General features: G+C 59.6%; 2 protein-coding genes. Both read right to left on the bottom strand.

Annotated elements, in window-relative coordinates; all coding sequences use genetic code 11:
* Positions 1-5,773 (bottom strand): SDR family NAD(P)-dependent oxidoreductase (locus IG629_RS18195; RefSeq protein WP_193173347.1); only part of this gene is annotated, 5,773 nt, incomplete at its 3' end.
* On the bottom strand, positions 5,770-25,845 hold the full coding sequence (locus IG629_RS18190) for an SDR family NAD(P)-dependent oxidoreductase (protein WP_193173346.1): 20,076 nt from the start codon (positions 25,843-25,845) through the stop codon (positions 5,770-5,772). The genes IG629_RS18195 and IG629_RS18190, both read right to left, overlap by 4 nt.
* Positions 25,846-25,848 lie beyond the last annotated feature (3 nt).

The following is a 25,848-nucleotide window of genomic DNA, read 5'->3' as shown; positions in this document are numbered from 1 at the left end:
AACCCTCCGGCACGGGGGCCGCTGCCCCCTCTTCAGAAGACGCTCCGAAAAGCGCCTCCAGCGCAGCCCCATGCTCCTCAAGAAGATACGCCGTCAGATCGTTCAGCGTCGGAGCGCCGAAAAACACATCAGGCGTCACATCAAAACCGAAACCAGACGTCAGCAGCCCAGAAAACTCCGATAGGCTGATCGAATCAAATCCGAAATCCGTGAACCTGGCGTCGTCTTCCAGCTCTCGCTCATCAATGCCGAGGACCTCGATAACGCCCACACGCAGGTCGGCCAGGAGGGCGTCCTGGACGACAACACCGCAAGGCGTCTGCGCGGCGTGCCGCACAGAGGGGCGCGCGGTTTCTTTCCAGCGAGCCTCTTCGTTCAAGCCCGCCATGATCCGCTCAAAGGCACCACCTTCGCAGACGAGCGGTGTGCAGACGGTCGAATTCCCGGCAATGATGCGGTCAAGGAGGTCAAAGCCTTCACCGGCTTCGAGCAGTCTCTGCCCGCTGCTGTCCAAATAGAAGTCGGCCCATTCCGTGCCGCCTCCGCCCATTCCTCCCTCGCGCCACAATGGCCACTGGATGGACACTGCGCGCCCAGTGCATTCGTGTTTTTCAGCAAGGGCGTTCCGATACGCCGCGTACCCGGACATGAACCGATTGGCCATCGCGTAATCACAGAAGCCGAAATCGCCCAACAACGCGGACAAGGAGGAGAAGTAGCAGACCAACGTCAATGGATCGCCGGCCAAGAGCGCGTCGAGCACCTGCGGTCCGGTCACCTTTGCCGCGAGGACCGCGCTGAACTCGTCGGATGTCTTTTCCGACAGCGCCTTCGGCTCCATTACCCCCGCGACATGGAACACGGCACCAATGGCACCGAGGGCATGCCGCGCCTCCTCCAGCCCGGCCTCCATCACCGCCCGATCGGTGACGTCGCCCTGCAGATAATGAACACGGCACCCCTTGCCTTCCAGATCGGCCAGGCGTCGACGCCTGTCACCAGCTAACGCCGCCCGACCGGTGAGGACGAGTTTCCTCGCCCCCCTGGATACCAGGTGATCCGCCAACTGGAATCCCAGGCCGTTGGATCCGCCAGTAATGAGAATGGGCCTGTCCAGATCGATCGGATGGGTTTCTTCATGACCGGGTTCATTGCCGGGCGCGGTGACCTCCCGGACCTCCGGTCGTCGCCACGTCTCGCCATCGTACTTGAATGAAAAAATACGCTCCGCCAGGAAGCTCTGGACTATGGGCAGCCATTTTCTTTCAGGCGATTGCGCCTTCGACGCCGCTTCCCATCCCTCTTCAGCCATCGTGAAGGCCGAAATCGCGCTGTTCGGGTGAGCCATCGACAGCGATCGCTCGATGGCGACCAGAGAGTCCAAATGAACGCCTCCAAGCGCACCCGCATCCCGGCCCGCAAACATGACCCTCTTCGGGAACCCGAGTGAGGTCAGTTCTTTCAACAGCCCCAGCACCACCGAAAGGTCCTGAGCTCGCTCGGGGTTTTCAATGGGCCATAGGTATAAGACCCCATCCACGCGCCCGATCTCTTGTATAGCCGCGGCGAGGTCTTCCGGTGTCTGGCCATCGTCCCTAAGGAACAGGATTTCGGAGCCCTCTAGATACGTCTTCAGAATGCCGCCAAGTTCGGCCTGATCCTTCTCGCTACTCAGGAGGCATAGGACACGCGGCAGTGCCGCGCCCGAGCCCTGCCGGATTTGCGGCACAGGCACGTCCTGCCACAGCTCTTCCAGAAACCGGACATCGGCCTTCCTGACATTCCGCGATGCGTTGTCTTCGACCCAATAACGCGGGCCGTCGAAAGGATAGGTCGGGAGGCTTTGCTTAATCGGACGGCGCTTCCGCTCCATCCTGTTCCAGGGCACATCCCCCCCTCGAACCCAGACTTCGACCATTCGCTCCAGATCATCGCCTTCGACTGGCGCGGCTGGGCTCCCGTTCTTCGGCCCCGAAGCGGCGCGCCCCGTCACGACATCGTCTCGCCGCCCCTCACAGAACGCGTCGAGCCTGTCGATCACGGCACTTGTCGAAGAAGCCGTGAAGCCGAGCCTTTGGCGCAGCGGCTCCCGTCCAGTCTGCAGGGTGTATGCGAGCCCGTCGAACGGGATGCCCGGATTCTTTCGCAGGAACGCGCTCATCGACCTGGCGAGACGCATCAGATCCTCTTCATTCCGCGCGGAAAGAATGATCGCTTCGGGTAACGCTTCCGTCTCGGTCGTTCCTGGCTCGGTGGCGCCTGGCTCGGAGATGAATTCTTCAACGATCACATGAACGTTCGTTCCACTCGCCCCGAAGGAGGAGATGCCCGCCATCCGGCGGTTGCCCTCCGGGGTCGTCCATGGACCGAACCGGTCCTGAACAAAGAAGGGAGATTGGGCGAACCTGATCTTGGGGTTGAGCGGCTGCGCATGTAGCGACGGTGCGAAACTCCGATGCTTGAACTGCATCAGAACCTTCGTCAGCCCAACTAATCCGGCCGCCGCCTCGCAGTGACCAAGATTCGATTTCACGGAACCGACCGGCAGCGGATCGCGTGTCCCGAAGACCTTGGACAAACCTTCGATCTCGACCGGATCGCCGAGGACCGTCCCGGTCCCGTGTGCTTCGATATAGCCGATCTCGGTTGGCGCAACTTTAGCATTTTCTAGGGCGTCACGGATGACCTCTGCCTGCGCCGCAGGATTGGGAACACTGTAGCCGTTGGTCTTTCCGGCGTGACGAACTGCCGACCCGCGGATCACACCGTAAATGTGGTCCCCGTCCAGTCTGGCGCGACCGAGCGGTTTAACAAGAACTGCAGATATGGCTTCGCTTGGCACATAACCGTCTCCACCATCGCCGAAACTCTTGCATCGGCCAGTACTGGACAGGAATTGGCCTTGCGACATCAGCAGGTACTTGTTGGGGTGGAGAGAAAGATTAACGCCTCCGACCAGGGCCATATCGCTTTCGCCCTGCCGCAACGCCTTGCACGCCTGATGCAACGCACTGAGCGACGAAGAACAGGCCGTATCCAATGTCAGGGACTCGCCCTTGAGATCGAACCAGTACGAAACCCGGTTCGCGATATTGGCGGCAAAAGTCGCAATCGGTGCCGAGCGGTCCTGCAGTCCGTTACCGCCGAACAGACCGTACTCCTGCCAGGAACAACCAACATGGACGGAGACGACCGGTTCCCGGCCCAGACTGTCGCTGAATTTCAGGGCTGACCGATTGTATCCGGCATCCTCGAATGCAGCCCACGCCACTTCCAGGAACAGACGCTCTTGCGGATCCATGATTCGGGCTTCGCGCGGGGCGATGCCGAAAAAGGCGGCGTCGAACCGGTCATGACGATCAATGAAGCCGCCCCACTTGGATGTGCTCTTCCCGGCTTGCCAGGATGAATTTCGGTCGGCCTCGTAGAAGTCCCGCCAGTTCCACCGATCCGCTGGAATTTCCGTGACACAGTCTTTCCCGGCACGGAGATTTTCCCAGAGTTCCTCCGGCGTGTTGGCCATCGGAAAGCGTCCTGAAACGCCGATAATGGCGATGTCGTCGTCATGATCTGCAACCTCGATTGACGATGGCATTTGCGGCTTCTGCAGAAACCGTTCGAGCCCATGCAGAATGCGCTCTTCATCGGACGCGCTGAGACCGAGCGGGACAGCCAGGCGAACAGCCTTGGCAAGTGCCGATTGCCGCTGCTTTCCGGCCTGATGACGACCGCCTTTGATGCCTGTACCGGTGAGCAAGTCCTGAAGAAACGCGTCAGGGTCAGCGTCCAACGCGGCAACGTCCAGGACAAGCGCATGGCCGAGCACGGGGCCGATTGGTCCTGGATGGCGGCCTGCCGCCATCCGGGCAATCCGTTCCATAAACCGCAATTGCTTTTCTACGAGAGACAAGGCGAGATCCAGATCCGGAATCACGGGCGCCTTCCATCCGGGGTCCGAAAGCGGTGTGCCCCCCTCGCTTTCAAAACCGCCATCTGCGATCAGAGACGAGATTGACCGGGCCAGATCCTCATCGTCCGTCGCAATCAGCCCGCCCTGCGAAATGGCGAAATCCTTGGCCAGACTCGCCACGACATGGTCGGCACTGGACAGTGTCTCCCTGACCAGATCCCAGATTTCCCGGTAGTGCAGGCCCGGTTCATGAGACTTGATCAAGGCGGCATTTCTGACAATTCGGGTGGCATCCAGGACCAAGGGAATGCCGGATCCAGCCAACCTGCCACGGAGCTCCCGCAAATGCGAAAGACGCACCGGTGCACCGCCCGCAGCATTGCTCAGGGCTTCGATACCGACCATGGCAATGTCGTCGGCATGCTCTACCGCCAACGCCTCGGCGAGGCCCTCAAGGTCGATTTCACCTTTGAAAAGACTGGTATCTGCAGCATTCAGTATTGTCGGATGGGGCAATTCCTCGACGCGGAAGCCGTTACCCAGCTGAAACGCCAAGGTCGTCGTCCAGGGAAGTGCCGTCATGATCCGGCGTTGCCTGCGGTGTTGGGCGAAAGCCTTGTAGAACAGGGCCTCGGCATCTCTGCCGCGCGGCGTGAAGAACACATGCTTGAATGGGATCAACGCCCTGAAGGCCTTTGCGTCCTCGATCAGCTGCGTTCGGTCCCGTGACCTCAATCTGGCGGTATGTTCATTCTCCCTGCCCCACCAGGAATCGGTCCGAAGGTCGATCTCAGCCGGCACGGTAGAGGCATCGTCCTCCCTCACCTGTTCGGCCAATCGATCCGCGACCTGGGCAGCGGTGAGCGAGTTCTGCATGAACACGGGCCAGAACTTCAGAAGCGTTTCGAACGCCATCCCGTCCGGGAAGTAGGCGAAGAACGGCTGGTCGTCCGGGGCGAACTTCTTCTTGAACTGGAAGTTGGCGCGCCCCAATTCGAACACCTTGCTCAACAGGGTGCCCTTTTCAACCTGAGCTGAGAGCCATTCCCATCCCTCATCGTCTTTGTCGGGGTGATCTGCGAACGCGTCGGGAAACCAGGTCAGCCCTAGTGAAAATGACTGCGCGCCTTCGCTTTGCAGGAGCTTGATGATTTCGCAGACTGCATATTCCATATGCCCCAGGGGCGCTGCCCCGGGATCGTAGAACTCCTGGTCCATGATCCATTTGCCGGAACCAGCATCCTCAATGACGATCACGGAGCACAGCGTGTCGTCCAGATAGGTCACGAACGCCCGGTGTCCGGCCTTCAGGCCGCCGGCGAGAATCTCCTCCATGCAGACCACGGAATGCTCGATGACATTCTTTTTCGCGCCGGCCCATGCGAGCATCACCTCGCACATCGAAGCCCGTTCCGTTGCAGCTGGGCGGTCCGGTTCGAAGAGCTTCGGCGTCCCGGATTTCGCAAATTTTTGGACCAGATAACGGAGCTTCCGCATTCTGCGGCCGTCGAGATGAAACGACGCCAAATCAATGTCGTGCCAAACGCCTATCGGAACCGGCCGCGCATCCCTGACCAGCCAGTCGTGATGGCCGTCCAGAACAAGCAGCTTCCAGCCGTGCCGATCACAGTAATCGGAAAGGGCGTCGTGCTCCTGGCGATTATGGAGATGCAAGGGCACAATCAGCTTGTTCCGGTCGTCGGCGACAACCCGCAAATATTTGCGATCGTCTGTCATGACGAACAGATGCCGGTAGAGCAGCCTCTCATACCCGATCGGCGGCACAGCCTGATCGACCTCGGCCACGATCCCGGCGAGTTCGGGGTGGTTCTGAAGCTCCTGCTCGTGGATAAGTTGACTCACGGCGCATCTCCCCCGGCAATTGAGAATTCCGGGAAGCGCGCCAACACGTCCTCGTAGACGTGCGGCGCACTCAGCTTCACCTCGTCCCGAGCGGCCGCATAACTTTGCGGGGTCAACAGGTGATCAAGGTTTCTCGACCTGAGATCGCCATTGGACGCAGCATTCTTTGCGTCCGCCAAACGAGCCTTGATCAAACAAAACCGCACCCACCCCTTTTCGATCGAGACGGCCTGTTGCGTCAGCTTTCGAACAGTTCCGGCAATCCCGGCTTCAACTCCGGCAAGCGCCGCGTCGAGATCGGGGTCTCTCAGGAAATTCAAGGCTTCGTTGCTTGCGTCGATCGCAGTTTCGATTTCGAATCCTGAACCGGCCAGCATTTCAGCCAATTCCTGCTCCGAGAAGACTGAGGAACCGAGGGCTTTGTCATTCACGGACCCACCCCCGCGTCCGACGTAATCCGCCATGAGCAGATACCCCCCGTCCTTCAGGGCCGCGGCGAGATTTTTGAAGAGCCCCGCCTTTTCCGCAGCGTCGCCCAGGAGATGCATGGTCTGGATGCTGAAGAAAAGGTCACCTCCGGGATCGAAGCGGCAGGCTTTGCTATCCTCGAGTCGAACGGCAACGCGATCCGACAATGTCCGGTTTTCGATCAGGACCTGCGCCGCCGCAGCATCTTCCTCCGATACCGTCATGCCTTCGACGGACAGGTTCGGGTAGGCGGAGGCAAGTTCCACAAGATCCGCACCGATCCCGCATCCAAGATCGATCACCCTGTGTGCCTTTTCCAGGCCGACGGCATGGAAAAGCACCTGGCGCAGTTCGGCCTGAACTTGAACGACCTCCCTCATCTGTCCGACGCAGGCTTCCGGGGCGACGATACTGCGCGCCAGGGAGAACCCTGCGATTGGCTCGGGCGGGAGCGCGACACTGTGAAATGGCGAGTGCGCGCGGCGCGCGCCCAAAGGATCGCCATCGAAGGCCTCGTCCACCGGGCTGGCTTCAAGATTTGAGATGAAGGCATCGAAGCTGTTCGGCAGGGCGCCGTTCGGTGACGAAACCTCTTGAGCCTGCGGGCTTGGGCGAGCCGCGAGGGCAGATTGCGTGGACGCGTTCGACATCAAGCCCGCGATCTTGTCGCCGTGGTTCTCCAGGAAGTATTCGAGCAGACTCTCAAGGTCGCCATGCTCGAAAAACAGGGTTTGCGGGAGGTCGGGGAAATGTGCGTCCAGAAGTGTGTTCACCTCCAGGATTAAAACGGAGTCGAGCCCGTAATCCATGAGGTATTTCGTATCCTCCAGATCCTGCCGGTCGAGCCCAAGTACACTGCTCATCGTCTCGGCAAGCAGGTCACGGATAAACAGGCGTTGCTGATCAAGCGAGGGAGCTTCCCGCGTCTGCTGCGGAGACCGAGAAGGAACGCTCGTGCCGCACGGAGCGGCTGACAATTTCTTCAGCTCATCCGAATAGTGCTCAAGAAAGAAATCGGTGAGCGCGCCTAAACTTCCATATTCAAAAAACAGGGTTTGCGGGAGGTCGGGGAACGTCCCTTCAAGCGTCTGATTCAACTCCAGTACCAGAACCGAATCGAGCCCGGAAGACGCCAGATCCTTCGTCTCGTCATAATCGTCCCGGGTGCCGCCAAGCGTCTCCCGGAGTGAGTCGGACAGAAAGTCGAGCGTCCAAGTGCGGAGGTCCGTGTGGCCATCTTCCGTATGGCCGGCCGGCACTGGATTCGTCGCTTCGGGCGACATCGGGTCTCTTGATTCTTCGTCCGGGGTATCATGTCCGAACATTGCCGGTCTCAATATGTCCGGATTGCCGCGCATCACAGAAATCTGTGAGAGGTCGGAGCCAAGGGCGCATTCAAAGGCGGCGAACCCGTCTCGAGCTTCCAAAGGGACAGCACCGATCGTTCTGGCCATCTTCTCGATGACCCGCGCACCAACATTCATCCCACCATCCCGCCAAAGCGGCCAGTTGATGGATAAGGTGCGGCCATGACGCTGGGCATCGCCAACGAGTTGATTTCGCCTCCGCGCCAACTGGTCCATCACGGCGTTGGCGGCCGAATAGTCGGCCTGGCCTGCATTGCCCCAGATACCGGCGCCGGAAGAAAACAGGACAAAGAAGTCGAGCTCCCGGCTGCCGACGGCCTTGTCGAGATTGAACGTTCCGGTGATCTTGGGCCCGAGTACGGCCTGAAAGTCACCCGCGCTCTTGTTCCGGATTGTCCCGTCGCGGATGATGCCCGCCGCATGGATGACGCCGGTCAAGCCGCCGTGGCTGTCATCCAGTTCCTCAACAATGCGGGACACCTCTTCGAGCCTGGAGACGTCCGCTTTCCTGACAAGGATTTCGGCGCCCTGTTTCTCGATCGCCGCCAGTCGGGCGCGAGCGTCCGCGTCCGGCTCGGAACGGCCAAGCAATACGAGCTTCGCGCATTTCGTCCGCGCTGCAATTTCCTCGGCAAACAGCAGCCCGAGGCCACCGAGGCCGCCGGTAATGAGATAGACCCCATCATTCTTCCAGGCCCAGCCTGTAGAGGCTCCTTCATCGAATTCGTTCCACTGCAGAATGCGGCGGCGGTTGTCCGCGTATTTTATCGGCCCGCTATCCGCCGCAGCCGCTTCTTTATCCAATAGTGTGCGGAGCGCTTTCGGCTTTGTTCCAGCGGGAACCTCTACAACCTGACCGTAGAAATTCGGAAACTCCATCCGGGCCGTTTTCAGCAACCCCGAAAGCCCCGCGACGAGCTGCGCATCGCCCGAATTCGGAACAGCCAGCTGCATCAGGATCTTCCGGCCACGCTCATTTTCCAGAAGCGCTTTGATCTGTTCGAAGAGCCTGGTTGCCGAGGCTTCAATCCAATTGGCGGTCTCTTCCGCCTTCTGCGTCCCGAGATTCAGGGTTGTCAGCCCGGCGGTGGCCTTGTCCGCTTTCAATGCGGGGAGACCGGCGGTGACGATGATACGCTGCTGAAAGTCCGGAGTATGAGACGGTTCAACGACAATCTCGCGCTCGACCCAGCTCGGAGCGGCGTAGAGCGTGCACGCTCCCTCAATGGCTGGCGCTTTCTGGTCTTTCGCGGCGGCTCCATCCAGAGTTCTCGCGGTCAGGCCCTTCAGGCGGACGCATACGGATCCATCGCCGTCGCAAAGATCCAGATCCAGGACCAGGTTCGGCCCATTGCCACCGTCTGCGTGCCTTATATGGACCCAGACTTCATCTGGAACGCTGCCGAGAACCTGCATCTCTCTCAACGCGAAAGGCAGCATGGGTCGAGCGGGCATGTCCGAGCGCGTCTGCTGGTGCATAAAACCGACCGTCGCCTGGAATGCCCCGTCCAGTAGACCCGGGTGCAGGTGGTACAGATTCCGCGAATCCTGCTGGGAGCGAGGTAGCTTCAACTGCGCCAGGACCTGTCCTTCGCCAACCCGCACCTGCTCCAAAACGCGATGGGAGGGTCCGAAAATGACCCCCGCTTTGGCGAAGATTTCGTAACAATCGTCGGCGCTCAAGATGGTACCGGAAGTTTGCCTGCCGAGTGTTGTGAGGTCCAGGTCAGCAGCGGCTTCTCCCTTGCGCAACAACACTTTACAGCGCGCGGCAACATTCGAGGTGCCGCCGCCGTCAAGCCCGATCTCCACCTGAACCTCACCATCGCCGCGACTCTGCAACCGCGTCAGCACGTTCAAGGGGTCCGGGCTCGACGTGATCGGCTGAACCCACATCATGTCGCGCAACAGCAGGTTTTGCGGCGTGGCGTCTGAGGCCTGGGTCACGGCGGCCACAGCCAACTCGAGATAGGCGGTCGCGGGCAGCATTTTCCGACCTGCGACCTGGTGATCGCTGAAAACAGGCTCGCTGCCGGTAAAGGTGCTGGCGAAGGAAACACCGGCCAATCCGGAGGTGTTTCGGTGAATGAGCGGATGCAGGTTGGTTTCGACAGGACGGGCCGTGACACCTACCGTGGGCAACCGGCAGGCACGCCGTGCAAATGGGTATCCGGGCAACCTAACCCGTCTCGGAGTTCCGGACCCGTGAAGCGCTCGCCAATCGAGCCCGCCCCCCGTCACCCAAAGTTCCGCGAGTTTATGAAGCCGCCCTTTCGCAAGCCAACGCGCGATCAGCTCTTCGGCGTCATCGTCGTCCACCAGAAGAGTTGCGGCCCCTTCTCTCTGTTTACTGTGCCCGTGCCAATGAGTTTTCGAGGTCGATTCACCCATTGCGATGGAGCGCAAGCCCTTCAGAAGCCCGTCCATGTCGGATGCTTCGAAAGCGACCCGTTCCTCCATCGCATCACGCCCAACCTGCAAGGTGTAGGCAATGTCGGCGAGTGAAAGCCGGTCCTGACGTCCTGAAATGAAATCGCAAAGCCGCTCGGCCAAGCGCTTCAGCCGTTCACGATCTCGCGCCGACAGTACAATCAGGTGCACTTGCGGACGTTGGTCGGTTGACGGGGTCCGCCGCTCCGGCAGGTGCGCGCTCTTGACGAGAACATGCGCGTTGGTTCCGCTGTACCCGAACGAACTCACCGCCGCGAGCCGCTCGCCCTGTTTGTTGCGGGGCCAGTCGGTCAGGGCTGTGTTGACGTAAAACGGGCTGCTCGCGAAATCGATGTGTTCGTTTGGCTCTTCGTAATGGATCGATGGCGGCATCTGGCCATGTTCGAGCGCCGCGACGACCTTTATCAGCCCCAAGACACCGCTGGCGGCCGCCGTGTGACCGATATTGGCCTTAACGGACCCGGTAGCGCAGAACCCCTTGTCGTTCGAGCTCTGCGAGAAGCTTTCCGTCAGGGCATGCAATTCGACGGGGTCGCCAAGCTTGGTCGCTGTTCCGTGGGCTTCGACGTACTGGATGTCCCCGGCATTGGTCCCTGCCGTTTGATAGACCGAGGATTGGAGCCTGCTCTGCGAAAGGAAACTCGGAACCGTAATCCCGGAAGTACGCCCGTCCTGGTTGGTGCCGCTCCCCTTGATCACGGCGAGCACGGAATCCCCGTCCGCGATGGCATCGCTCAATCTTTTCAGGACGACGATGCCGACGCCGTCTCCGACAATGATGCCGTCCGCATTGCGGTCGAATGGACGACACTGCCCCGTCGGGGACAGCATCCCCGCATTGTTCATGGAAACGAACGGCGCCGGGTGATCCCAAACAGTAATCCCCCCGGCCAATGCCATGTCGACTTCGCGATTGCGGAGGGCTTTCGACGCCAGATCGACGGCAACCAGGGACGAGGAACAGGCCGTATTGACCGCGAGAGCCGGACCTTTCAGGTCCAGCAGATAGGCAATCCGGGCGGCGGCGATGCTTGTATCAAGGCCGAGCATCGCCAGATGAGAATGCTCGGGCTCTTCGGAATCGAACCCGGCACCCAGACCGACATAGGTCCCGACCGGGAGGTCGGCCAAACGGTCGGGCGCATAACCTGAGCTTTCAAGGGCGTGATAGCACTCTTCTAACAGCAGCCGTTGGTTGACACCCATCGCATCCGCCTCTTTCGGCGAGATCCGGAAGAACAGCGGGTCGAACTTGTCGATATCCGCCATCGCACCGTAGCGCGGAACGATCGGACTTTCGGAATGGCGCTCCAGATAGTTCAGCCATGCGGGATCGGTGACATCCGAGATCGCGTCTTGCCCCTCGCTAACGAGATTCCAGAACGAGTCGACATCCTCCGCACCGGCACATCGGCATGACATGCCGACGATCGCGATTTCCGCCGCCTCTTCGGGCGCTGCCGTCACTGCGGGGCGGGTATGTTCGGAAAGCGCGGCACCTTTATAGCCCGTATCGAATTGGACGATGTTGCCGGACGATTGCGGTTCGGTCGAAATCTCCTCACCAATCGCCGTCAGCGGCACGTCAGAACGGGTTTTGATGCGCGGGGCTATATACGCGGCGATCTCGGCGATGGTGGCAAACTCGAAAACCGTGCTGGTCGGCAAGGTAAGGTCAAATTCGCTATTGATGGCCTCCAGCAAGCTGACCGCATTCAGTGAATCGAGCCCAAGCTCCTGGATCGTGTCGATCGTCTGGAGGTCCTGTTTTTCCAGTCGAAGCACCTTTGTGAAAACTTCGGCGAGCCGCTCCCTCACCTCCTTCAAGTCCGCTTTTCCGAGCGGCCTGGCCGAAACTCGGGGTGTGGGCTCGTCGGAAGTCTTATGTACCGCGTCCTCCGGCGCGATAAGCCGCGGTTGCCAAGGCTCGGCCGCAAGCATGGCCGCCAGCGCTTCTGGATATCCCGTCGCCGCGCCGAAGTGTGCTTTGTTGTGGCGTCTCAGAGCCGCCTCGTCCCAGCCGGTCACGCGCCTCATTTTGAAGAACCGATATCCAACCCACCCCCGTTCGATCGCAACGGCGTTGTTGGTCCAGTTGCGCCAGGAATCGGCAAGGACTTTCGGCAGTCCTTTGACATTCTCCTCGCATTCGGGATCGGTAATCGAATTCGCGATCTGGGCGGATAGATCGACGCTCTCGTCCAATGCCAACCCATGCCGGGATATCAAGTCGATCCACTCTTCCTGTGTCGGGATATAGACCGACACATTCGGATCGACGATCCCACCCTTCATGTTGGAGACGAAATCCATCAGAAGGACGCGGCCATCGTCCCGAAGAGCGTTCAAGACATTGTCGAACAATCCATCCTTGTCTTCGATATGGCACGTGACCTCGACGCCCAGGGCGATGTCGTAGCGCTGCGGGAAAGGATCCCTGGTGCTGTCGCGATTGAAAACCCGTACGCGGTCGCTCAGATTCTCGCGCCGGATGCGATCTTGAGCGATTTCGGCCTGGGCAGGAGTGATCGTGTACCCGTCGGCCAACAGGTGGGGGTGCTTCTTGCCTAATCCCACAACGTCGGTCCCGTAACCGCACCCAAAGTCGACCAGGCTCTCGACAGTGTCGAAATCAGTCCCGTGGAAAAGAACGGAACGGCTTTCCTTCTGCTTCTCATGGACAAGGGCCACCTCTTCCGGATGGTCCTGGGGATGAAGGCCAATGCGCGTGACAGAAAAGCCCGGCCGTTTCTCCAACAGGGGGAAGAACGTCAGGAATCCTTCGCGAAACTCAGGCCGTTCCAACTCGGCGATGGTTCGATAGAGCTCGGCAACCGTTCCTTCCTGCTCTGTCTCCTGCTGCGGTTTGTTACCGAGCTGACGCTGTTCAAACGGGTAACCGGGCATCGAAAGCATGGTCGGAAGATCGTCGCCCTGCATGTCCGACCAGGAGACCCGCGCCCCACTGCACCAGGCTCGCGCGATTCCGGGCAGATCGTTCGAACGGTAAGCATCTGCGAGCCGGACATCAATATCCGCGCGCGAATTCTTGTCCTGTTTCACTCGCCCCTGGAACACCACGTCAGGCATATCCCGCTTGTCGAGCTGGGCCCGGATGGCCGACCGAAGTTGCTCGATCGAGCTTGCCAGGATGGCCATGCGGCACTTCATCTGGTCCCGTCCGTCGATGAGGGTCCGCGCCAGTGCCGCAAGATCGCTCTCGGCAACAGTCTCGACGTAACTTGCCATTCTTTCGAGCAGCGCCATCAGCCGGTCCGGCGACTTCGCCGAGAACGCAAACATCAAAGGCCGGCCGTCTGTCGGTGCACCTGCACCGGCTGGATCCGGGGCCTCTTCGAGCAGAACGTGAACATTGGTACCGCTGATTCCCGTCGCCCCGAGGGCAGCACGGCGCGGAGACTCGGCCGGGCGCGGCCATTCGCGGGTTTCAGCGTCGAAGTTGAATGGGCTGGTTGCCGGATCGATCCGCTCGTTCAAGTCGCCATCAAGATTCAGGCCGGGGATTTGTCGGTGTTTCATGGCCATGACGGCGGTGATCAAACTGACGAGTCCCGAGGCGGCGAAAGTGTGACCGATCAATGGCTTGACGGAACGCAATGCGCAGAAGCCGGTCTGTTCCGTATGACTCTGGAAAGCGGTGGTCAGAGCGTCGATTTCGATGCCGTCGCTTACCTGAGCACCGACACTATGGGCCATAACCAATTGCAGGCTCGCGGGGTCTATGCCCGCCTTTTCATAGAGTCCTTCCAGCAGCTCCGTTTGCCGAACCGGGCTTGGCGCGGTGATACCGTTGGTCTTGCCATCATAATTGACTGCACTCGCCGTCACGCATGCATAAACCGGATCGCCGTCTCTCAATGCGGCAGCGAGCGGTTTCAGTAACACGGCTGCAACTGCCTCACCTGGGACCAGTCCATCGCCGCTTTGCTCGAAGACCCGGCAAACACCATCCGATGACAACAGTCCGGAGCTCTTCAGATTGCCGAAACCATCGGACGACAAGATAAGATTGACGCCGCCGACGAGGGCCATCTCGCAATCGCCATGTCTCAGCCCCATACAGGCTTGATGAAGCGCCACCAGTGATGAGGAACAGGCGGTCGTCAACGCGAGGCTCGGACCTTTGAGGTCGAGCATGTAGGAGATACGCGCGGCCAATGTAGCGTTTTGCGACGAGTTCAGATCGCCGCCTTCGCCAAGGGCCAGGGGTAAACCTTCCTCGACCCCAACATAAACGCCACAGGCCGCCCCCCGAATTCGCTCTCCCATGGCGCCCGCATCCTCCAAAGCATGCCAGGCGACTTGAAGGAAGGTCCGTTGACGGGGATCGAGATTTTCAGCTTCTGCCGGAGGAATTCCAAAGAAAAGAGGATCAAAGCGGTCGATGCCGTCAACGAAAGCTCCATGGATTTCCCCGTCGACGCTACCGGTCAGGCGTTCCTTCGGCATCGTTGAAATGGCGCTCTTGGCCTGCCGAACGTTCTGCCAGAACTCTCCAACGGAATTCGCTCCCGGAAAGCAGCCGCTCATGCCGATGATGGCGATCGGCTCGTCGACGGCCATGGCAACATCTTGCCGCTTTTGCCGCGGTTGTTGGGGCTGGGCGGAGACAGCTATGGGCAGAACAGGGATTTCTCGCCGCCCCGTGGTTTCTTCAGCGACGGCGCCAGAAAATGCGCTGTTGAGATAGGCGGCCAAAGCCTCGAAAGTCGGGTGCCCGTAAAAGTCAGAGGACGCCACATCAACACCGAGTTCCTCGGACAGCGCCCCGGCGAAACTGGCGAGAGAAACGGAATCGAAACCGAAGTCGGAGAAACTGCGGTCATTGTCGAAACGCTCCGCCGGCAGGTCTATGATCTTGCCTGCGATGAGCATGAGACGCTCTTCCAGTGGAAGCGGCACCTCCTCCTGCATCTGTTCGATCCGCCCCAGGAAGCGCTTCACCGCCTCGGCTTTTCCCGCAAGCACAAGATGGTCACCACCCTCATTGGCGATTATGCGGTCGAACAGCTCCAAACCCTCATCCTGCTCGAGCATGCGTTGACCGCTGGTCTCGAGGTAGAAGTCCGTTTCGTCATCGCTTCCCTTGCCCATACCGCCATCCCGCCATAGCGGCCAGTTGATGACGTGGACAGGTTCGGACCAGGCAGCGCCCCAGGCCATCAGGAAACGATTTGCGACGGCATAGTCGCAGGATCCGAAATCGCCCAAAGTCGCAGCGCTGGAGGAGAAGAAGCACACAAATCTCAGTTGATCGCCGGACAAGAGCTCCTTCAATAGAAAGGCACCTTCGATTTTCGGCGCCGTCACCGATTGGAAGTCCGCGGCATCATTCTCGAAGATGCTGCCCTTTGCCTCGACACCGGCGGCATGGATCAAGCCGGAGATGGTCCCGAACCTCTCCCGCGCTTCGGCAAGCCCGGCTTCCATGGCCTGGCGATCCGCGACATCCGCCTGAAGGTAAAGGACACCGGCACCAGAGGCTTCGAGCGCTTTCAGTTTGCGCTTGATCTCCGCGTCCAGCGGCCTCCGTCCGGTCAGGACCAGATTGATCCCACCTTTGCCTGCCAGATGCCGCGCGACCAGATACCCCAATCCGCCGCACCCGCCTGTAATGACGACGGTCTCCGGAGCGCTCCGGGAAAATGCCGTCTCATTCTGCGGCAGACTCAGAGCCTCGAACAACGGCTCCTTACGCGTTCCGCCACTATAGAGCACGGCGCCAGAGCACGGCGAGCGGAGCTCAGTGCTCAAAGTGCGCATCCAGTCGGCAAGGCTCATCGTGGCATCCGAGAAAACCACCGAGATGGCGGTTTGCGGCGCAGAGATCCGGAGCGACCGTTCAAATCCGATCCAGGATTCCATGTGCGCACGCTGAACCGGATCTTCAAAACGGCCGGCGAGGACCAACTTGGCCGGCAACTTGCCCGATGACCCGATGGAGCGGAGCAGGGATGCAATATGAAGCGCGTCGCCAACCTCGCCATTACCGACGAACATCAGGCGGTCCTTCCCGGCAAGCGCCTTTTCGAGATCGCCCCAATCATTGTCGGACGGAATGTTCCGACAGGCGAACTCGCCAAGACCGGCATCGTCCGCAAGCTCTGCCATCTGCGCCGGGTCGAAATCTCCGGGCACAAAGCAGAGAACCCCGCCGATCTTCTCCGTCTCTCTCGGCACAGCACGTTCCGCCCAGCTTTCCCGGAAACAGAAGAGGTCGTGGCGCCCGGAATGGTCTGAGCTTGCGGTCGAAGTTCGGATCGGTTCGGGCGTTTCCAGGCGATAGATATCGTGGGCGAACGGGTAGGTTGGAATTCGCATCTTTCTTGGCTCGGCAACACGCGCCAGATCCTGCCAGGAAACTGGATATCCCAAGCTCCATTGCTCCAGCAGCTTGTCGAGCTCGCCTTTCCGCAACCAGCCATCGACGATACCAGTGGCCTCGTCCGCTCCGAGCATGTCTTCCAACGTCTTGGTCTTGGCCGTCACGCGCCCGCTTACAACACCACCGTCCGTGTTGTTTGAAACAAACCTCTCAAGCGTTTCGACAAGATCGTCCGTCGAATTGACGATGAAGCCGAGACGGCATTCCATCGGCGTCCGCCCGACTTGCAGCGTGTAGGCAAGATCGGAGAGGCGGACACCTCCATCGCGGACGAATGCGAGCAGGTTCCGCGCCATATTCTTCAGTCGATCCTCGCTGCGCGCGGATAGAATGATGGCTTCCGGCTGATCCGAGCTCTGATCTTCGTGCGGTGCTGATTTCCGGTACGATTTCAAAATCGCATGCGCATTCGATCCCCCTGCTCCGAAGGAAGAGATACCCGCGATTTTTTCGTCGCCCGGCCACTCCGAGACGGTGCGTTGAACCGTGAAGGGCGTCGCCGGGAAGTCGATATTCTCGTTCAGCTTTTCTGCATGAAGGGACGGCGCCAGTTTACCGTGCTTCATCTGCAAGAGGATCTTGATGACCCCGGCCACGCCCGCCGCCGCTTCGAGATGGCCGATATTGGATTTGACCGACCCCAAGGCAGCGAAGGACGTCTCGTCCGTATCTTCCCGGAATGCCTGGCTCAGTCCGCGCACTTCAATCGGATCACCAAGCTTGGTACCCGTCCCGTGGGCTTCGACGTAGCTGACATCGCGTGCGTTGATGTTTGCGCTGCTCAGAGCCTGGCGCACCAGCTCGGACTGCGCTTTGGGATTGGGAACCGTATAGCCGCTGGTCTTGCCGTCATGATTGACCGATGTCCCCTCGAGGGTCGCGAGGATCTCGTCACCGTCGCGTTCGGCCAGCGACAGACGTTTCAGGACCAGAACGCCAACCCCTTCGCCCGGCACGAACCCGTCACCGCCTTCACCGAAACTCTTGCATCGGTGGGAGCGGGCCAGAAAGCCATATGCGCATAGGCTGGTATAACTCGAAGGGTGCAGATACAGATTTACGCCGCCAACGAGCGACATGTCACATTCGCCCCGCAGAATGTGTATACGCGCCTCGTGAAGTGCGGTCAGCGATGCCGAACAGAGCGTATCGATCGGCATGCTCGGACCTTTCAGGTCCAGAATATAGGACACCCGGTTGGCGATGGAGCCGAAGGATGTGTGCGGATAGACGTGCTCTCCGTTTCTCCAGAGATCCGGTCCGAACAGGTCGTATCCGGTTTTCGTAATCCCGGCAAAAACCCCGACCCGGCTACCGATCGAGCTCTTGAGGCTTTCCTTGCAATATCCTGAATCTTCGAGCGCTGCCCAAGCCGTCTGCAGGAACAAACGTTCCTGCGGGTCCATCATGAGCGCTTCCTTCGGAGAAATTCCGAAGAACTGGGGATCGAACTCGAACACACTCTCAAGGAAACCGCCCCATTTACTATAGCTTTTTCCTTCTGCGACAGCCTTATCCGGATCCGCCTCGAAGAAACCGTCCAACGGCCAACGATCGGACGGCAACTCCTTGATCGAGTCACGCCCCATTTGCAGGTTCATCCAGAACTGATCCAGGTCCGGCGCATCCGGAAACCGCCCTGCCATCCCGATGATCGCGACGGGCTCATCCTGGTGCGTCCGGTTGCGTGGGACGTTTCCGCGTTCCTGAATCTGTTCGACCGCCGCACGCTCCGGTCTCGAAACCGGGACGGTTTGTCCACACCAGGCCCTGCACTCGTCGGCATAGTCCTCGATGAAGTAATCCGCCAACTCGCGGATGGACTGCACTTCGAACAGGAGTGTCTTCGGCACGGGGCCGAAGATCTCTTCCAGTTTCTGGTTTAGCTCGGTGACAGCGATGGAATCTATTCCATAGACCTCGAAGGACGCGTCCAGATCGAGTTCGGCGGCGGGCAGCCTCACTTGTTTGGCCACCAACTCTTTCATCTTTTCCCTGACAGTTGGTGTCAGAGAGCCGGACGCGGACGGGTCTGAACGGCGCGAGGCGGAGCGGTCTTTCGGGTTATCGATATGACCGGCGAGGAAGGTCGCACGGATCTTGTCATGATTTCCGGCCACGACACCGACCTGCGGATATCCGCTATTCAAGGCATCATAAAACGCGGCCAGACCTTGTTCGGTCTCCATGGCGACCATGCCGCTCGTGTCCGCCAAGGCGGCTTGATCGCCTTGCTCCACACGCATGCCTCCCGACTTCCAAAGTGGCCAGTCAATTGCCAGACTTCGGCCGGAACGCTCCCCCTGCGCCACGCGGTTCGCCCGCCATTCGGAGAAATAATCCAGGAACCCGTTCGCGGTCGCATAATCGGCTTGTCCCGGGTAGCCGATCGCGCCAGATCCGGACGCGAACATGATGAAGAAATCCAGAGCCATATCCCGAGTCGCGGCATCTAGATAGACGGTCCCGGCGACTTTTGGCGACAGCACGCTGCGGAACTCCGCCGCAGTTTTCTTAAGGATGTACCGGCCCCGATTGACGCCCGCGCAATGCAGAACACCGTTCAGTGTTCCGTGGCGATGCCGGATTTCGTCGACCAGCGCATCGATTTGCTCGCTGCGACCAATATCGATCTGCCGGTAATGGATGTCAGCGCCCCGCGACGTCCAGTTCTCCAACTGCTTGATCGCATCCGGGTTGAGGCGGGACCGCCCAACCAGGATCAATGTCGGGTTTTTGCAGTGTCGAACGATCTCCTCTCCGAAGATGGTGCCGAGACCGCCCATACCGCCGGTGATCAGATAAGTTCCGTTTTCCTTCCACACAGGGCGGGGCTCTTCGCCTGCCTCCGGTGCCTCCCGCCAGACCAATCGCTGCCGAGCACCGTCAAGATAGCGGATATGCGTGTCTTCAAGACGTGACCGGTTCTCCGTCAGTCGCGTGCGCACCATGTCGGCCGGGGCCTCCGCCTCGATTTCGATCAGTTGCGTGTGAATACGAGAGTTCTCTTTTGCCGCAGTTTTGAACAGGCCGTTGAGAGCGGCATATAGGTGCCCCTCTCCATCCCGATCGACGACAACCTGGAGCAGCACCTCTTCCTTCGGTCGACTTGCAAGCAAGCTCTGGACCTCTTCGAAGACCTGCGTCGAAACATCTTCAAATCGCTTGGCTATATCAGGCCACGAAGACGCAAAGCAGTGCTCTCCCTCTTCGAGCGGTTGGGGATTTTCCGCCCGGCCGCAGAAATAGACGAGGCGGCGAAGCGGTGGCTCGGAGGAGGCCACACCGATGCTTGTTTCCGCATCTTCCCAGACGGGACGACAGAGCAAGACAGGTCCGGCGGATTGCGAGCGAGCATGCTCGACCCGCAGCTCAGCATTTTCCTGTTCCGGGGCCGCGACCCAATATCGTTTCCGCTCGAACGGGTAAGTCGGCAGCGTGATGCGGTTTGGCGTCGGGCCATCGTACAATTCCGACCAGTCCATCGCCCCGCCTTCGCCCCATCGCTTCAACGGACCGGTATGTTCGGCCGGTCCGTAATCGTTCATGACCGTACCGGAGAGTGCGCTTTCGGATGCGGCCAATTTCTCCAAGACGGTCTGGACTTCGGCCATGGACCGCGCCGAGAAAACGAGGCGGGCCGGAAGCGCTTCCCTGCCTACCTGCAAGGTGTATGAAAAGTCTTCCAGCTCCAGCGACTGGTTCCTTTTGACGAAGTGGCTCATTTGATGGACGACCCGCTTCAAGCCCGCTTCATCCTTCGCCGAAAGCGGAACGAAGACGGGCTGGATGGAGATCGGCCTGTCCTCTTGCCGGGCCTTGGCAGGGTACTCTTCAAGCACGACATGAGCGTTGGCGCCGCCAATCCCGAAGCTACTGACAGCAGCCCGCCTTGGCGTATGTCCTTGAGGCCATTCCGCAGTGTTCTTGGCCAGATAGAAAGGTCCGCCTTGGAGTTCCAGGTATCGGTTTGGTGTCTGGAGATGCGGATTTCCCGGAATCAGCCCGTGCTTGAACATCAAGAGAACCTTGATCAGCCCCGCGATCCCGGCCGCAGCTTCCAGATGCCCGATATTCGCTTTGATCGTGCCGACCGCGCAGTAGGGCTGACTGACCGGTGGCTCGCCCGCCTTGCCGGACAGTTCCTCATATGCTGTCCGAAGCCCTTTCATTTCGATCGGATCGCCGAGCTCCGTGCCGGTTCCGTGTGCCTCGACATAGCCAACGGTCTCTGGCGCAATCCCACCCTCGAACATCGCCTGGACAATCAGATCGCTCTGCGCCTTCGGGTTGGGTGCGGATGCGGAACTGGACTGACCGTCATGGTTTACGGCAGTGCCCCTCAACACCGCGTATATCCGGTCTCCTGCCTCCTGAGCTTCGGCAAGCGGTTTCAAGACCACCATGCCCACGCCTTCCCCGCGGACCATGCCGTTGGCACGACTATCAAAGGCCATGCACCGGCCGTCCTCGCTCAACACGCCGGATTTGCTAAGGGACAGAGTTATTTCTGGAGACGCGAGGACATTTACCCCGCCGACAAGCGCGGCGCGGCAACTGCCTTGCCGGATGCTTTCCGCTGCGCGGTGAATCGCGACCAGGGAACTAGAGCATGCGGTATCGATGATCTCGCTCGGACCGTGCAGATCCAAGAAGTATGAAACGCGGTTGGCAATCAGGAATGGTTTGATCTGCGCGGAGAGAGCCGGATCCAGATCCCGGCATATGTCCTTATAGTCGGCGGTGGAGACACCCACGAACACGCCCATGTCAGTGCCCGCAATCGCACTCGCCGTGTATCCCGCATCCTCCAACGCGGCCCATGAGGACTCCATGACCAATCTTGCTTGCGGGTCCATGCCTTCCGCATCCCTCGGGGAGAGATCAAAGAACAGCGGGTCGAAGCAATCCATGTCGGCGATGAAACCGCCCCATTTCGCACGTGTCTTGCCAGGCTCCTGATGAGGGTCGCCATAGATATCGCGCCAGTCCCATCGGGATTTGGGAACTTCCGTGATCATGTCCTTGTTGTTGGCGAGGATGTTCCACAGCGCGGCGGGATTGTCGGCTCCCGGAAGGCGGGCGCTGATGCCGACGATGGCAATTGCGCTCCCGGGCTTGTCCGCGGGCGAAACGGCGTACTTTGCCACGCTTGCAGAGCCGGCAACCTTTCGCGACAGAAACGAGGTCAGGGACGCCAGCGTCGGATGTTCGAAAAACACGGTCGGCATCAGGTCCAAACCGTATCGGTCGTTAATTGCTTCGGTGAATTCCGTGAACCCAACGGACGTCATTCCATATCGGGCCCAATTCGACTGCGGTTTTATGCGTTCGACGTCGATCTTCTGAATCGCAGAAAAAATAGTCACCAGTTCTTCGGTTATATGATCAGCCGATGGGACCGTTTCCTGAACCGGTTCAATGCCTTGCAATCGATCAGAGGCATCTGGCGATGCCGCCGTGAACCCTTTTAAACTCAGACTTACATTGCCGTCCTTGTCAGACAGGCTGATATCGAATTTCGGAACTGACCGGGAATGGGTCGCGCTCTTGCGGACATGGACATAGCCTTCGTCCGGCAGCCCTTTGCTGAGCGTAAACTCCTCGAGTGTGAACGGCTGCGGCAGCGCCGCGCCGGGTTCCAAGAGGCTTTGCCAGATAACGCCCGACAAGACGAGGCTGTTCAAAAGACCCAGATCCAGGCCTCCGGGGCCGGAGACATTGGACTTGCGCACCTGCGCCAGAAGACCGCCTTCCCCGTACCGCACTTGGTCTATCGAGAAGAGGGACGGTCCATTGGATCGTTTGAGTATTTCATCGCAACTTGAACGGCTGAGGATTGTCGGGGTCGCCGCCCGTATACGCTCCAAGGCGGTTGCCTCTGCTTGGGCCCGGCTCCCACCATCGCCGAAATGAGCCACCTCAAGCGCGCCCGCACAATAAGAGACGTTTCCGTCATCCAAGACGCGGAACTTTGCCGTCCTCTCGCCGTGCTCAACAATGACTCTGAGAATGACATGACCGTCACGCGCGGCCATGGGCCGGTTCCAGACGATGCGCTTTAGAACCAGACGATCTTCCCGCGGCCCCACAGTGGCCGCGACCATGTCCAGAGCCGCGACGGCCGGCAACACACTCCCGTGGTCCTTCAAACACGGCGCCTCGCTCGGAAACTCGAAGCTGCGCTCCACCACCTCAGGCCCCACGGATTTCGCCGGAAGCCAATAGTCCTGCCGTTCGAACGGATAGGTCGGAAGCACGAGGAAGCCGGGCGCGGAAGAGCCGAAACAGGGTGACCAGTCGGTTTCCTGTCCTTTCAGCCACCCATCCAAAAGTGTCGACGGCGTGTCGCCCTTGTTGGGCGCCGTCGGTACGCCCAAGTCCACAGAGCCGAGACGGAAAGTGGTGTTTCGCTGCCCGTTCCCCAGGAAATCTCTCAGCCCCTCGGCCAAACCGTCGCGATCCGAAACAACCAAACCAAGCCGCTCTTCCATGGCCTCCCGCCCCATAGCGAGGGTCCACGACACACGACCGATCTCAACATCCTGGTTTTGTTTAATGTGTTCGAGCAGAGTTCCGGCCGCGGCCCGCAATGCGGCCGGTGATCTCGCAGACAGCATCACGGGCCAGGGACCGGTGCCAGGCGACGATGCGCTCGGCGGTTCGTCGAATTCCTCGACAATGAAATGAGCGTTGGTTCCGCCGCCGCCGAAAGAGCTAACCGTGGCCCGTCTCGGCAAAGGCATGCCTTCGGGGGTCATTATCGCCGGCCATTCCCTGGCGTGTTCGATGATGGCAAAAGGCGACGAGGACAGATCAATGTCCGGGTTGAGCGGTCGCGCACCGACAGACGGGACGAATTTGCGATGGCGAAGCTGCATCACGACTTTCGTCAGTTGCGCGATCCCAGATGCAGCCTCGGGGTGGCCGATATTCGACTTCACCGACCCCAGAACACAAAAATCGCGGTCGTCGGTGAATTCACGAAACGCGCCGGACAATGCGGAGACTTCCATCGCGTCTCCCAGCGCCGAACCGTTTGCCGCTGCCTCGACATAGCCAACGGTCCGGGGGTCGATATTGGCGGATTGGAAATTGTCTTCGATAAGCGCTCTTTGCGCCTTTGGATTGGGCACGGCCTGGCTAGCCGTGTGTCCGTTATGATTAATGGCACTGGCCCGGATCACGCCGAAGATCTCGTCATTGTCTTCGCAGGCTTGTGCCAGTGGTTTCAACAGAACAGCGCCGACCGCCTCTGCCGGCAGATAACCGTCGCCATCGGAAAAACTCCGGCTCGCGGGACCGCTTGCAATCAGTTGCGTCTTTTCCAACCCATCGAACTTGCCGGAATAAAGCGACAGATTGACTCCGCCGGCGACGGCGAGGCTGCATTCTCCTTTGCGCAGGCTTTCACACGCCATATGGATCGCTACGGCGGACGCTGAACACATCGTGTCGACCGCTACGCTGGGTCCGTTGAAATCGAAAAAATGCGAAATGCGATTGGCGATGGCACTGAATGACGAAAGAGACGTAACCGCTCTGAAATCCGCGTCGTCCGTCGTTTCCCGATAGTGCTGATACATCGCACCGACATAAACGCCGACCCGGTTGTCATACTGCCGGGATATCCGGTTCCGGGTATGACAGGCGGATTCCAGAAGGTTCCAGACGGTTTCCAGGAACAGGCGTTCTTCCGGGGACATTAATTCCGCTTCGCGCGGGGAGATGTCGAAGAACAGGGGATCGAACGCCCCGACTCTATCCAGGAAACCACCCCAACGCTCGGCGCGATCAAGCTTAGCGTGCGGCCAACGATCCTCCGGGAACCTGGTAACGAGATCCTCGCCGTTGACCAGGTGCCGCCAGAAGTTATCAACGTCACTGCTTCCGGGATAGCGGCCGGAGAGGCCGATGATTGCGATCCCCTCCAGATTGGAAGCTCTGCTCGCCCGTGAGGAGGCCTCCCCGCTGTTGTTCTGTTCTGGCCGTCCGCTCCCTTGAGTCGATCCGGACGACGGACCAGGCCGCTCGTCATTTTTCAGCAGATACTCGACCAATGACGTGATCGTATCCGCTTCGAAAAAGGTCGTTGTCCTGATGGATGGAAAGACATCCTTCATCGCCTTGGTCAGCTGAATTGCGATGATCGAGTCCAAACCGTAATCAGTCAGTGACCTCGCGGGATCAATCTTCTTGCTCGGGATCTTGAGGACGTCGCTGACTATGCGCGTCACGATTTCGGCGCATCGGTCCTTTTCGTCACCATTGGCAGACGGAGCGACCTGTTCGGGTTTCGAGGCCTTGAGCGGCGTTTCGGTTGCCTCGAGATGTACCGGATCTGTGCCTGCCGCGCGCCTTGAACGAACAATGCCATCGCTTTCGGCGATCAGTATTTGCTGGCCCCTGTCATGGTTGGGCTCCGCCGGGAAGAGGACATTGGGGAAGCCTTCCTGGACGAGAGTGGCTTTCCATGCATCGGGAGTGAGCCCCGGACAACCGGGAATGCGGAGATGTCCATCTTCGTACGACCACCAGACATCCAGGAGCCCGAAGGTCAGGTGGGTGAACAGTGACCGTTCGCTCAACTCGTTAACGAAAAGCAGACCGTTGCAATGCAGCAGGCTTTTGAGCCCACGCAACGTTTCGCGAATGTTCGACGCGACGTGCAGGACGTTCGACGCGACGATCAAATCATAAGAGTCTGCGGCAAAACCCTGGTGCCGCGGCGCGGTATCGATATCCAGGACCGCGGTCGAAAAAAAGGAATGTTCGGGCCGGAACCGCTCGCCGGCCCTATCGAGGAACGCCTTCGACAAATCGGTAAAGCAATAGTTGCTGATATTGCCGGAATAGGGTTTGAGGCCCTCCAGTAGTCCGGCTGTCGTCGCGCCGACACCGCCGCCGACTTCCAGAACACGGATCTGCGCCTCAGGATCCAAACCAACGCGTCCCTCGATATATTTCTCGACGCTTCGACAAAGGATGTCGTTGAAATAGTCGGCAACCTTGTTGCCCGTGTGGACGCCCTCGACCAGATCCATGGAACCTTCGGGAAACAGGACCTCGTGTGCTTCGATCTGCCCCGTCAACAAGTCAGGTAGCGCCTTCAAACAGGCTTCCACCAGTCGTACCTGGGGAGCAAGTTCCGGCTTGGACAGCCAGACGCCCTTGACGGCATCCCAATCGCGCCACCCTTCGCCACGTTGCGCATTCGAAAGATCAATCTCGCTCAACAGTTCCCTGCCGACCGCGACCCAGGGTTCGTATTTCGGGGAAACCTTTCGAAGGTCGACCGCTGACAGGGCGCCATCCAACAAAACGGCCATGTGCCGGTTCATATCGGCAAGGCCGGTTTCGACAGGTTTGCTGAGTTCCAAGGA

The organism is Nisaea nitritireducens, from assembly GCF_014904795.1.
Taxonomy (GTDB): Bacteria; Pseudomonadota; Alphaproteobacteria; order Thalassobaculales; family Thalassobaculaceae; genus Nisaea; species Nisaea nitritireducens.
Note: the sequence above shows the minus strand (reverse complement) of the source record. Positions and strands in the feature narration are given on the sequence as shown.